Below are 13561 nucleotides of genomic sequence, written 5' to 3' on the forward strand. Positions count from 1 at the left end.
AACTGATGGTGTCCGGGGTCTTGCTAACGGCCTGTTGACGGCAGAACTGGCGATGCAGCTGGCCCAGGCGGCGGCCGTAGTGCTTGGGCATGACCGCAATACGAGCGGCACCAGGCCCCGCGCAGTGGTGGCCCGCGACCCCCGCGCGAGCGGGGAATTCATTGCCGCCGCCGTTGAGGCAGGGCTCTCCAGCTCGGGGATTGACGTCTATGACGCCGGTGTCCTCCCGACGCCCGCCGCGGCGTACCTTGTGGCGGACCTCGACGCGGACTTTGGCGTCATGATCTCGGCCTCGCACAACCCTGCTCCGGACAACGGCATTAAGTTCTTCGCCCGCGGCGGCCAGAAGCTTCCCGACGACGTGGAGAATGCCATCGAGGCGCAGATGGGCAGCGAGCCCGTCCGCCCCGTCGGTGCCGACGTTGGCCGCATCCAACGCTTCTCCGACGCCGAGGACCGCTACATCGTGCATCTCCTCGGTACCCTCCCGCATCGGCTCGACGGCATCAAGGTGGTCCTGGACTGCGCCCACGGTGCCGCCAGCGGATGCTCGCCACAGGTCTTCAACGACGCCGGCGCGGAAGTCATCGTCATCGGCGCCGAACCTGACGGTCACAACATCAACGACGGCGTGGGCTCCACCCACCTCGGCCCCCTCAAAGAAGCGGTGGTCAAATACGGAGCAGACCTGGGCATCGCCCACGACGGTGATGCCGACCGCTGCCTCGCCGTGGACCACGAGGGCAACGAGGTGGACGGCGACCAGATCATGGCCATCCTCGCCGTTGCACTCAAAGCCTCCGGCAAGCTCATCGACGACGTGCTGGTCGCGACCGTCATGAGCAACCTGGGCCTGAAGATTGCCCTCCGCGAGGCGGGCATCAGCATCCGGGAAACGGGCGTGGGGGACCGTTACGTCCTGGAGGCCATGCGCGACGGCGGATTCAACCTGGGCGGCGAACAGTCCGGGCACGTAATTTTTGCCGACTACGCCACCACCGGAGACGGAGTCCTCACAGGTCTCCAGTTGGCCGCGCAGGTAGCCAAGACGGGCCGGCGGCTCAAGCAGCTCGCCACAGTGATGACCAAGCTTCCCCAAGTGCTGATCAACGTCAAGGGCGTAGACCGCAGCCGTGTGCACGGCTCCGACGTCCTGGCTCAGGCCGTGGCCGCGGCAGAAGCCGAACTGGGGGAGTCCGGACGAGTCCTCCTCCGCCCGTCCGGTACAGAGCCCGTGGTGAGGGTCATGGTCGAGGCGGCCGACGAAGCCACGGCCCAGTCCATCGCCGGGCGGCTTGCGCAGGTGGTCCGCACCGAACTCGCTCTTGAACTCGTCACCGAGTAACAGTTCACCAAGAGAATCAAGACACAAAAAGTGTGGCCCGCATCCGTCAGGAAGCGGGCCACACTTGGTTTGTAGCGGAGGAACCTAGAGCGTACGGTTCTGCAGCGAGTCGCGGATCTCGGTGAGGAGGGCGATCTGCGGGTCTTCCGCAGCCTCTTCCTTGACATCGGGATCGATTCCGAGCCGGCGGTTGCGGCGCTCGATCATGTGGTTCATCGGGAGAATGATGATGAAGTAGATGGCGGCAGCCACCAGCACGAAGGAAATGATGGAGGAGATGACGGATCCGTACATGAATCCCTCCCACTGCATTTCTTCAATGCCCTTGGCATTGAACAGACGGCCGATCAGCGGTGTGAGCAGGCCCTCGACAATTGAGGTCACGACGGCACCGAAAGCGGCACCCATCACGACGGCGACGGCAAGGTCTACGACGTTGCCCTTCATGATGAAATTCTTGAATCCTGTCAACATAAGATCCAATCTAGCGCAACGACTTAAGGCGCGGGTTACAAACCCATGAACTTCTCAGGCGTGTCGGGAACTAAGCCTGCGTTCTAAACGTACGCCAGAAACTCTCCCACAGCACGATATGGACAGCTGTGAGGAGCATCCGGAGTAAGGCCACTTGAGCAGTGTGCAGCTTCACAGGGCTCGCGTCACCGGTTCTGCTGGTAGCCCCAGCTGAGAGAGTCGTGGATGCAGCGCGCACTGAAGCCGGGATGGTCCGCCGTGAGCCGTTCCACCTGCTGGTCGGTTGCCTGAGGCGTTTATGCATACCGGCGACCGGCCTCAATGAGCTTTCCTGCCCTGGCTATGGCGTCGTCCAGGTCATCAGGGGAGTGGAGATCGCCAAGTGTTTCATGGATAGGGATTGCCCCTAGAAACTGTGACTTTGAATAGCGCCGGTTGAAGTACAGAAGAGCGAACGCACCATCACGGAGATCTGCGGACCGAGCGGATTCGACAAGGCTTTCCCTGCGCTGCCTCTCTACGTCCCTGTTACCTAGGACCATGAGAGTCCCATAGGCGAGAGTCCTTCGATACGTGTCGCGTGAAAAGCCCGGCACATCAATACCGATCCGGCCCAGGACGGATTCAATGCTCTCTCCGTCGTCGAGGTGGGCCAGCCCGTAGCGTGCAGCATCGGAGGCAAGGCGATCCGCGCGGGTTTCGAGGTCCTCCAACTCAGCTGCCGCTATGGTGGGGAACAGCTCACGGAGTGAAAGCTTCATGTGTTTGTTGTGGGTAAGCAAGGCCCGCCTGCGGTTGTGCAGGGCGATAACGAAGACAGCGTCAGGGACGTCCAGTCCCCACGCTTCCTCGACCGCTTGCCGGCAGATGGACTGCTCGGTCCACTCCAGCCGGGAGTGGTAGTTGGGCGGTCTCGACGCACCGCCGTAGCCGAACGAGGACAGCGTGTATGAAAGGTCGTCACCGTCCACGCTGTCTTTGACCACAAAATGGCCGTCCTGGAAGGTCAATCCGTCAAACCACGACCCGAAAACAAGCAATGCCTCGGCGGCGAGCCGACGGGCCAGGAACCGGTCCGCATCCGACAGCGTCGATGCCTTCAGTTCGCTGTTCCTTGCATATCGGCTCTCTCCAAGCGCCCTGATGTTTATGTGGACCTGCTGTTGGCCCGATTCGCGGTCCACGGCGTTCCTGCTGAACGTCACGATGGGGATGGAGCGGTCCTGCCAGGTCAGGTGGAAAAGGTCGCCACCCGACTGGGCCGAGCCATTGATCAGCTCCAGCCTGGCCTGACGGCCATGATCAACAACGCACCGCCGCCCGCCATAAATGCTGCCCTCCGGATAGTCCTCAACCTTAAACATTTTCCCCCCGCTCTGTGGCCGGACTTACCCGCCAACAAAAGCATCATAGGGGGCAGCGCCGACACTCACGGATACCCCGGCGCCGCTTCCACCCCGAAGTACTCCTCCACCGTACTGATGCCCCGTGCCGCCATGTCGGTGGCTGCCTCGACGCCGATGAACCGCAGGTGCCACGGCTCGTAGTAGTAGCCGGTGATCGGGTGGAACATCCACGGGTACCGCACCACGAACCCGAAGCGGTGGCCGTTCGCTTTCGCCCACACCGCGGCCGGCTGGTCGGCGAAGCAGGGCTGGAAGCCGCACCCCCCGCCGCCGTCGCCGATGTCGAAGGCCCACCCCGTCTGGTGCTCCGAGTAGCCGGGGCGTGCGCTGGCGGTGTCGGCATCCGCCTGGCCGCGCGCAGCCACGTAGCCGTTGTAGGTTGCCACCTGCGTGCCATACGATCGGTAGCCGCTTGCCAGAGTCATCACCACTCCGTCCCGCGCGGCGGCGGCGAACATCGCTTCCGCGGCAGCCGCCGTCGTGCTGTTCAGCAGGGCCGCCTCGCCGGACACCGCAAGCTGCACGTTGGGTTGGACCAGGTCCGCCGGAACGTAATCGGCCGGAACCAGCGGCCGGTGCTTGTTGACCACCAGCCAGGGACTGGCCGGATCTGTCAGCGAGAACTGGCGCGGCAACGCTGCCGACGGCGATGCGGGAGACGGCGCAGGCGGCTCAACGGCCGCCGTCGAACTTTCCACCGGAACCGGAGAAGGAGAGGCGGAGACGGAGGTCACCGCGGGGGAGGCGGAGACGGAAGGGGACGACGACGGCGCCACCGCCGGAGCCTCCGGAGGCGTACAAGCTGCCAGCACAGTCAGCCCGGCCCCCGCGGCGAGGAACCTGGCGAACGAGCGGCGGCTTGCCGCGGAGGGACCAAGGCCCGCCACGCAGTTGTGGCACATGCGTGTTAAACCTTCCGCAGGAGCATGCGGCGGATGGAGTGGTCCACGTCCTTGGTCAGCACCAGCTGGGCGCGGCCCCGGGTGGGGAGGACGTTCTCCTCCAGGTTGGGCTCGTTGATGCGCTTCCAGATGTCCCGGGCGGTGCGCTCGGCCTCGGTGGGGGATAGCGTGGCGTAGCGGTGGAAGTAGGACTCCGGCTGCGCGAACGCGGTGCTCTGGAGCTTGCGGAACCGCTCCACGTACCATTCCTCGATGTAGGTGGTCTTGGCGTCCACATAGATGGAGAAGTCGAAGAAATCGCTCAGCGCCAGCCCCTGCCGGCCGTCGTGGCGGGGACGCGCGGGAGCCAGCACGTTCAGGCCCTCCACAATCAGCACGTCCGGGCGGCGGACCACCACTTCCTTGTCCGGAACGATGTCATACGTGACGTGCGAGTACCAGGGCGCCCGGACCTCCTCCGCACCGCCTTTGATTTCGCTCACAAAACGCAGCAGGGCACGCCGGTCATAGGACTCCGGGAACCCCTTGCGTTCCAGCAGCTGCCGGCGCTTCAGCTCAGCTAGGGGATAGAGGAAGCCGTCGGTGGTGATCAGCTCAACGTTGGGGGTGCCGGGCCAGCGCCGCAGCATCTCCCGGAGCACACGGGCAATGGTGGACTTTCCCACCGCAACTGACCCTGCAACGCCGATGACAAAGGGCGTGCGCTGGGTCTGCTCGCCCAAGAACGTGGTGGTGGCCGAATGGAGCTGACCTGCGGCTTCGACGTAGAGGTGCAGGAGCCGGGACAGCGGGAGGTAGACCTCGCGGATCTCCTTCATATCCAGGGGATCGCCGAGGCCACGGAGGCGGACGATGTCCTCTTCGTTAAGGGGCTGCTCCATCTGGGCAGCCAGGCGGGACCAGGTTTGCCGGTCCAGCTCCACGAACGGGGAGACGCCCTCGCCGTTCGCTTCGTTGCGTTGCACAGTCACTATAGAGATTCTGCCCCGCCCGCGGCTGAGAGCGAAATGGGGCGCACGCAGTTTAGATCTCAACCCGGCTGCCGATAAGCTGGAACCCATGTGTGGAATCGTTGGATATGTGGGCCACGCTGATGGCCGTGTCAATGCCGGTCACAGTGCTTTGGATGTTGTCCTTGAGGGACTGCGCCGCCTGGAATACCGGGGTTACGACTCCGCGGGCGTAGCGGTGGTCTCCCACGGTGCCATCGAATCCCGGAAGAAGTCAGGGAAGCTGAGCAACCTGCTGGCTGAACTGGAAGCGCATCCGCTGCCGGAAACCCTTACCGGGATCGGGCACACCCGCTGGGCCACGCACGGCGGCCCCACGGACCAGAACGCGCACCCGCACCTGGCCGACGGCGGCAAGCTCGCGCTGATCCACAACGGCATCATCGAAAACTTCGCCGAGCTCAAGCTGGAGCTCGTCGAAAAGGGCTACACCTTCGCGTCCGAGACGGACACCGAGGTTGCGGCCGTACTGCTCGGCGATATCTTCCGCACCAAACTGAACGGCGACACGTCCGACGGCGGCCTGACCACTGCCATGCAGCTCGCCTGCCAGCGCCTTGAGGGTGCTTTCACCCTGCTCGCCGTGCATGCCGACCAGCCCGATGTTGTGGTTGCCGCCCGCCGGAACTCACCGTTGGTGGTGGGCCTGGGCGAAGGCGAGAACTTCCTCGGCTCCGACGTCTCCGGGTTCATCGACTACACCCGCCGCGCCGTGGAGCTGGGCCAGGACCAGATCGTCACCATCACAGCGGACACCGTGGAGATCACCGACTTCTTCGGCGCCCCGGCCCAGGGCAAGGAATACCACGTTGACTGGGACCCGGAATCCGCTGAAAAGGGCGGCTTCCCGTCCTTCATGGAGAAGGAAATCCACGACCAGCCCGACGCCGTGCTGCAGACCCTGCTGGGCCGCTCCGACATCAACGGCAAGCTGACCCTCGACGAGCTTCGCATCGACCCGGAACTGCTCAAGCACGTCGACAAGATCATTGTGCTCGCCTGCGGCACGTCCGCGTACGCCGGGCAGGTGGCCAAGTACGCCATCGAGCGCTGGTGCCGGATCGCCACCGAGGTGGAGCTCTCCCACGAGTTCCGCTACCGCGACCCGATTGTCGATGAGAACACGCTGATCGTTTCGATCTCGCAGTCCGGCGAGACCATGGACACCCTGATGGCCGTCCGCTACGCCAAGGAACAGGGCGCCAAGACCGTCTCCATCTGCAACACCAACGGCTCCACCATCCCGCGCGAATCCGACGCCGTGCTCTACACGCACGCCGGCCCGGAAATCGCTGTTGCCTCCACGAAGGCATTCCTGGCCCAGATCACTGCCGCCTACCTGCTGGGCCTCTACCTGGCGCAGCTGCGCGGCAACATCTTCCAGGGCGAGATCAAGGACATCCTCGCGGACCTGAACAAGATCCCCGCCAAGATCCAGACCATCCTGGACAACGAGGCCCAGATCAAGGAACTCGGCGTGTCCATGAAGGACGCCAAGTCCGTGCTGTTCCTGGGCCGCCACGTCGGCTTCCCTGTGGCCATGGAAGGTGCGCTCAAGCTCAAGGAGCTCGCCTACATCCACGCCGAAGGCTTTGCCGCCGGTGAACTCAAGCACGGCCCGATCGCCCTGATCGAGGAAGGCCAGCCCGTCTTCGTGGTGGTCCCCTCGCCCCGCGGCCGGGACTCGCTGCACGCCAAGATCGTCTCCAACATCCAGGAAGTCCGTGCCCGCGGTGCCAAGACCATCGTGATCGCCGAAGAGGGCGACGAAGCGGTCAAGGCCTACGCCGAGCACGTCTTCTACATCCCGGAGACCCCCACCCTGCTGGCCCCGCTGCTTAGCACCGTCCCGCTGCAGATCTTCGCCCTGGCCCTCGCCTCGGCCAAGGGCTACGACGTGGACCAGCCGCGCAACCTCGCCAAGAGCGTCACCGTCGAGTAGCGGCGGCCAGCCTCAGCGCTGGTCCGATTCGTTGTACACAGGAAGCCCCGAGCCTCAGGCCCGGGGCTTCCTAGGCTTTCCGGCCCGCTTCGGGTCGCTCCCGCGGGGCTTTGTGGAGGTTCACCATAGGCGTACATGCGTAACTTATGGCAGTGCTGACCCTGCCGCTGCCCGGGAACCAGGGGTCCGGCGCCGGCTCCTGGTCCGAAAGCCGCGCCTTTGCGTCACGGCCGGCCGGGTGCGTCACCGTAGAATAGCGCCATGATTGTTGGCATTGGCGTAGACGTTGTAGACATCGAGCGGTTCGGCCGCCAGCTTGAGCGGACCCCCGGGCTCCGGGACCGGCTGTTCGTGCCCGCGGAACGCGAGTTGAACATGCGTTCGCTGGCCGCACGGTTCGCTGCCAAGGAAGCGGTGGCCAAGGTCCTCGGCGCGCCGGCCGGCATGAACTGGCAGGACTGCTGGATCGGCCTGGACCAGAACGGCCCCACCGTCCAGATCAAGGGAACGGTCCTGGCCGTAGCCGAATCAAAAGGCGTCAAGCGCTGGCACCTGTCCATCAGCCACGACGGCGGGATCGCCACGGCCACCGTCCTGGCCGAAGGCTGAGCCCACCACGCGTAACCCCCCGGAGCCACCGACGGACCTGACATGATCAGCGCCTACACCGGAACCCAGGTCAGGGCGGCCGAAAAGCCGCTCCTGGCCACCGGCATGGGCGCTGTCCTGATGCAGCGCGCCTCCCACGGCCTCGCCAACGCGGTGGTCCGGGAACTTCAGGCCCGGGGCCGGCGCACGTACGGCGCCAGCGTGGCCGTCCTCACCGGCAAAGGCAACAACGGGGGAGACGGACTCTTCGCCGCGTCCTTCCTGGCAGCCAGGGGAATGCGTACGACGGCGGTACTCACCGGGAACGCCGCCCACCCCGAGGCTTTGGCTGCTTTTGAGCGCGCCGGCGGGCGGGTGCATCACCTCACCGGCTCCAACGCCATCGAGCTGGCGGCCAAGGTGGCGGGTGCCGACGTCGTGATTGACGCTGTCCTGGGGACGGGTGCCCAGGGCGGTCTGCGGGGACCGGCTGCGGCCCTGATGACCGCACTCTCTGCGCAGCGGCAGACTTCCGGCCGGCCCGGGATGGTGGTGGCCTGCGACATCCCCAGCGGGGTTGATGCCGACACCGGTGTTGCCCATGAGCCGGTCTTGTCCGCGGACCTGACCGTGACCTTCGGCGCGGCCAAGGTGGGGCTCCTGGCGGACCCGGGAGCCGACCATACGGGCCGCGTCATGGTGGTGCCCATCGGCATCGAAGCCGAATTGCCGTGGCCCGCCCTGCGCCGGCTCGAGCCGCTGGACCTGGCCCGGCTCCTCCCACAACCCGGGCGTCGCTCGCACAAGTATTCGCGCGGCGTCCTGGGCGTCGTCGCAGGATCCGCTGACTATCCGGGGGCGGCAGTACTGGCCTGCCGTGGCGCACTGGCTGCAGGCGTGGGCATGGTCCGCTACCTGGGACCGCCTGAAGTTGCCGACCTGGTGCGCCGCTCCTGCCCCGAGGTGGTCTGCAGCACGGGTACCGTGGCAGAGAACCGGGTCCAGGCATGGCTGGTGGGCTCAGGAATGGGCCCCGGCGACACCGAACAGCTCCAGCGCGCCCGCGACGCAGTGGATACGGGACTGCCCGTGATCGCGGACGCCGGAGCGATCCCGGCCCTGCCCGACGTCCTGGCCCCGCAGGTGGTGCTGACCCCGCACGCCGGCGAACTGGCGGCGCTTCTGCAGCGCCTCGGCTCGCCCCCTGACAGCCCGGACTTCGATCCCGCCCCCGACCGTCCGGCAGTGGAGGCCGCCACCCTGGCATGGGTCCGGCACGCCGCGGTGCAGACCGAAGCCACCGTGCTGTTAAAGGGCGCCACCACGCTGGTCGCTTCACCCTTCCAGGACTTCTACAGCCAGGCTGACGGCACGCCGTGGCTGGCCACTGCCGGCAGCGGTGACGTCCTGGCCGGGATCATCGGTGCGCTGCTCGCACAGCTGGGGTCCGACGTCGGGCGCTTCCGTGATGCGGGCATCGATCCTGATGAGCGCTGGGCGGCGATTGCCGCCCTGGGCGCCAGCATCCACGGTCTTGCCGGGACAGCCGCGTCCTCCGGCGGACCGCTGAGCGCGGGGAGGATTGGGGACGCCATACCAGAGGTCTGGAGTAATATCAGCATGCTTAGTAAACAGGTGGTGCTGAAACGTAATAGTCACACCCACCCGCTACGGTAGGTTCAAGCCCTGAACCGGCAGGGGAGGTTATGCCTCCATGCCTGCCGTTGAACAACAATGAGGAGCACATATGGAAATCTGGCCCGGATCGGCTTATCCGCTTGGAGCCACCTTTGACGGAACCGGCACCAACTTCGCGCTGTTCAGCGAGCACGCCGAGAAGGTGGAACTGTGCCTCTTTGACGACGCCGGCGCGGAGACCCGGTTCCCGCTCGACGAAGTGGACGGCTACGTGTGGCACGGCTACATCCCGCAGGTCCAGCCCGGCCAGAAGTACGGCTACCGCGTCCACGGTCCCTACGATCCGGCATCCGGCAACCGGTTCAACCCGAACAAGCTCCTCCTGGACCCGTACGCCAAAGCAGTGCACGGCCAGGTGGACTGGGACCCGTCGTTGTTCTCCTACAACCTGGGCGAGCCTGACTCCGTCAACAACGAGGACTCCGCTTCCCACATGATGATGGGCGTGGTCATCAACCCGTTCTTCGACTGGGACGGCGACCACAGCCTCCGCGTCCCGTACCACAAGTCCGTTATCTACGAGGCCCACGTCAAGGGCCTCACCGCGCTCCACCCGGAAGTCCCCGAAGAGCAGCGCGGCACCTACGCCGGCGTGGCACATCCGTCAGTCATCTCGCACCTGCAGAAGCTGGGCGTCACGGCCATCGAACTGATGCCCGTGCACCAGTTCGTCAACGACGGCACGCTGCAGGATCAGGGCCTAAACAACTACTGGGGCTACAACACCATCGGCTTCTTCGCGCCGCAGAACACCTACAGCTCCACCGGCGACACCGGCCAGCAGGTCCAGGACTTCAAAGCCATGGTCCGCTCGCTGCACCGGGCCGGCATCGAAGTGATCCTGGACGTGGTCTACAACCACACCGCCGAAGGCAACCACCTGGGCCCCACCCTGTCCTTCAAGGGCATCGACAACTCCTCCTACTACCGGCTGATGGAGGGGGACCAGAAGCACTACATGGACTACACGGGCACCGGCAACTCGCTCAACGTCCGCCAGCCCCACTCCCTGCAACTGCTCATGGACTCGCTCCGGTACTGGGTCACCGAGATGCACGTGGACGGTTTCCGGTTCGACCTCGCCTCGGCCCTGGCCCGCGAGTTCTACGATGTGGACAAGCTGTCCACCTTCTTCGAACTCATCCAGCAGGACCCGGTGGTGTCCCAGGTCAAGCTGATCGCCGAGCCGTGGGACGTTGGCCCCGGCGGCTACCAGGTGGGCAACTTCCCGCCGCAGTGGACCGAATGGAACGGCAAGTACCGCGATACCGTCCGTGACTTCTGGCGCGGCGAACCGGCAACGCTGGGCGAATTCGCGTCCCGCATCACCGGCTCGGCAGACCTGTACGAGCACTCCGGCCGCCGCCCCGTCGCGTCGATCAACTTCGTCACCGCCCACGACGGCTTCACCCTGGCGGACCTGGTGTCCTACAACGAGAAGCACAACGACGCCAACGGCGAAGGCAACAACGACGGCGAATCCCACAACCGGTCCTGGAACTGTGGGGTGGAAGGCCCCACGGACGATCCCGTAGTCCTTGGCCTGCGTGCCCGCCAGCAGCGGAACTTCATCGCATCCCTGCTGCTGTCCCAGGGTGTCCCCATGCTCCTGCACGGCGACGAAATGGGCCGCACCCAGCTGGGCAACAACAACGGCTACTGCCAGGACTCGGAGCTGACCTGGATCAACTGGGAGAACATCGACCAGCCCCTGGTGGAGTTCACCGCCGCGGTCAACGCGCTCCGCGCCAAGCACCCCACCTTCCGCCGGAGCCGGTTCTTCGACGGACGGCCCGTGCTGCGAGGAGAGGGCGAGCGGCTGCCGGACATCGTATGGCTGGACCCCGACGGCGAGACCATGAAGCCGGACGCCTGGGACAGCGGCTTCGGCCGGTCCGTCGGAATGTTCCTCAACGGTGACGGCATCCAGGGCAAGGACACCCGCGGCCGCCGGATCACCGACGTGAACTTCATGCTGTACTTCAACGCCCACGACGACATGGTGAACTTCACCCTGCCTTCGGACGAGTACGCGCCCGCCTGGGACATCATCATCGATACCGCCGGCCACAACGCAGACACCGAACCGGTCAAGGCCGGCGAGGCCCTGGCGGTGGACGCAAAGTCGATGGTGGTGCTCCGTGCCCACAGCGTCCCCGATGTTGAGCCCGACCACTCCGTGGCCGCGTCCCTTGCTGCACTGACCCAGACCGCTACCAGCGAAACGGAATCACTCACCGCGCCCATGATCGCGGAACCGGGGCAGACCACGAAAGTGGGGGCACGCAAGAAGAAGGACGCCGAGAAGTGAGGGTCCCCGCCTCCACGTACCGGCTCCAGATCCGCAGCAGCTTCACACTCTTTGACGCCGCCGCAAGGGTTCCATACCTGAAGTCGCTGGGGGCGGACTGGGTGTACCTCTCACCCATCCTGACGGCGGAGCAGGGTTCCGATCACGGCTACGACGTCACGGACCCCTCCGCCGTGGACCCGGAGCGCGGCGGGCCTGAGGGCCTGCTCGCGCTGTCCAGCGCCGCCCGCGAGCACGGCATGGGCGTGCTGGTGGACATCGTGCCCAACCACGTGGGCGTGGCCTCGCCGGCGCAGAACCCGTGGTGGTGGTCGCTGCTTCGCGACGGGCAGGGTTCGCCGTATGCTGACGCGTTCGACGTCGACTGGGACTTCGGCGGGGGCCGCATCCGGCTGCCCGTGCTGGGTTCGGACGAGGACCTGGACAAGCTGGAGGTCAAGGACGGCGAACTGCACTACTACGACCACCGCTTCCCGCTGGCCGCAGGCTCCTCTGCGGACGGCGACTCACCGCAGGCCGTGCACAGCCGCCAGCACTACGAGCTGGTCTCCTGGCGCCGTGCGGACAGCGAGCTGAACTACCGGCGGTTCTTCGCCGTCAGCACGCTCGCGGGGATCCGAGTTGAGGACCGCAGGGTCTTTGACGAGGCCCACGCGGAAGTGCGGCGCTGGTTCGGCGAGGGGCTGGTGGATGGCCTGCGCGTGGACCACCCCGATGGCCTGGCCGATCCTGAAGGGTACCTGCACTGGCTCAAGGAGGTCAGCGGCGGAGCCTACGTCCTGGTGGAGAAGATCCTGGAACCGGGGGAGGAACTCCCTGCCGAGTTCGACTGCGAGGGGACCACCGGCTACGACGCTTTGGCGGACCTGGACCGCGTGCTGGTGGATCCCGCGGGCGAGGCGCCGCTGAATGCACTGGACGCGGAGCTGCGCGGCTCCACCGGGCCGGCTGACTATGCGGCGATGATCCTGGGCACCAAACGCGCCATTGCGGACGGGATCCTCCGTGCCGAGGTCCTGCGCCTGGCACGGCTGGTCCCCGCAGACGCCGGCCTCACCGAGGACGCGGCGGCGGACGCCATCGCCCAGATCATTGCGGCGTTCCCGGTCTACCGCACCTACCTGCCCACGGGCGAAGACATCCTGCGCGAAGCGTGCGCGGCGGCGTCCGGTTCCAGGCCCGATCTTTCCGACACGGTGGACGTTCTGCTGCCGTTGCTGCTCAAGCCAGAGACCGAGCTGGGCCGGCGGTTCCAGCAGACCTCCGGAATGGTCATGGCCAAGGGCGTGGAGGACACGGCGTTCTACCGCTACACCCGGCTGGGAACCCTCACCGAGGTTGGCGCGGATCCGGTGGAGTTCTCGCTGTCCGTGGAGGAATTCCACCGGCGGATGCAGAAACGCCAGGCTGACATTCCGCTGTCCATGACCACGCTGAGCACCCATGACACCAAACGCAGCGAGGACGCCCGGGCGCGGATCTCGGTCATCGCCGAGTGCGTTCCGGAATGGACACAGACGCTGAACGCGCTCCGCGACGCAGCCCCGCTCCCGGACGGACCGTTCTCCACGCTGCTCTGGCAGGCCGTCGTTGGAGCCTGGCCTGCCAGCCGTGAGCGGCTCCGCGGCTACGCCGAAAAAGCTGCCCGGGAGGCCGGCAACTCCACCACCTGGACGGATCCGGACGAAGAATTCGAAGCTGCCGTGATGAAGGCCGTGGACGCGGCATTTGATGACCCGGCCGTGAACTCCCTTGTGGTGGACTTTGTGGACGCGGTTTCGCCGTATGGTGCCGCAAACTCACTGGCGCTGAAGCTGCTTCAGCTGACCATGCCGGGGGTTCCGGACGTCTACCAGGGCACCGAATTCTGGGACCGGTCCCTGAC

10 protein-coding genes are annotated in these 13561 nt (G+C 65.8%); 6 read left to right on the plus strand and 4 right to left on the minus strand.

Features of this window, described 5'->3' with window-relative positions; genetic code table 11:
- Window positions 1–1345: phosphoglucosamine mutase (gene glmM / locus DBR22_RS15580; protein WP_258229239.1), on the plus strand; the 1345-nt coding region annotated here is incomplete at its 5' end.
- Window positions 1346–1429: 84 nt separating this feature from the next.
- On the opposite strand, the gene mscL is transcribed toward glmM, so the two are convergent.
- The 4 genes from mscL to coaA form a co-directional block, all read right to left on the minus strand.
- The gene (gene mscL, locus DBR22_RS15585; RefSeq protein WP_108599772.1) at window positions 1430–1819 is read right to left on the minus strand and encodes a large conductance mechanosensitive channel protein MscL; all 390 of its coding nucleotides are present in this window, start codon (window positions 1817–1819) and stop codon (window positions 1430–1432) included.
- A 296-nt stretch (window positions 1820–2115) separates the two neighbouring features.
- Window positions 2116–3183 (minus strand): hypothetical protein, encoded by a 1068-nt coding sequence (locus DBR22_RS15590; protein WP_108599773.1) that lies wholly within the window; start codon window positions 3181–3183, stop codon window positions 2116–2118.
- A gap of 65 nt (window positions 3184–3248) precedes the next feature.
- Complete coding sequence (locus tag DBR22_RS15595) at window positions 3249–4127, minus strand: M15 family metallopeptidase (protein WP_108599774.1); 879 nt, start codon at window positions 4125–4127, stop codon at window positions 3249–3251.
- Window positions 4128–4132: 5 nt separating this feature from the next.
- Window positions 4133–5098, minus strand: coding sequence for a type I pantothenate kinase (coaA, locus tag DBR22_RS15600; RefSeq protein ID WP_108599775.1), 966 nt, complete (start codon window positions 5096–5098; stop codon window positions 4133–4135).
- Window positions 5099–5186: 88 nt separating this feature from the next.
- On the opposite strand from coaA, the gene glmS reads away from it, so the two are divergent.
- The 5 genes from glmS to treY form a co-directional block, all read left to right on the plus strand.
- Window positions 5187–7079, plus strand: a complete 1893-nt coding sequence (gene glmS, locus DBR22_RS15605; protein ID WP_108599776.1) for a glutamine--fructose-6-phosphate transaminase (isomerizing) — start codon at window positions 5187–5189, stop codon at window positions 7077–7079.
- Between the two features lie 261 nt (window positions 7080–7340).
- Window positions 7341–7688 (plus strand): holo-ACP synthase, encoded by a 348-nt coding sequence (locus DBR22_RS15610; protein ID WP_108599777.1) that lies wholly within the window; start codon window positions 7341–7343, stop codon window positions 7686–7688.
- 42 nt (window positions 7689–7730) lie between these two features.
- Window positions 7731–9344 (plus strand): NAD(P)H-hydrate epimerase, encoded by a 1614-nt coding sequence (locus DBR22_RS15615; protein WP_108599778.1) that lies wholly within the window; start codon window positions 7731–7733, stop codon window positions 9342–9344.
- A 70-nt stretch (window positions 9345–9414) separates the two neighbouring features.
- Window positions 9415–11676 (plus strand): glycogen debranching protein GlgX, encoded by a 2262-nt coding sequence (glgX, locus tag DBR22_RS15620; RefSeq protein WP_108599779.1) that lies wholly within the window; start codon window positions 9415–9417, stop codon window positions 11674–11676.
- Window positions 11673–13561 (plus strand): malto-oligosyltrehalose synthase (treY, locus tag DBR22_RS15625; protein ID WP_258229240.1); only part of this gene is annotated, 1889 nt, incomplete at its 3' end. The genes glgX and treY, both read left to right, overlap by 4 nt.

The sequence above is a fragment of the Arthrobacter sp. HMWF013 genome (assembly GCF_003061105.1).
GTDB lineage: Bacteria > Actinomycetota > Actinomycetes > Actinomycetales > Micrococcaceae > Arthrobacter.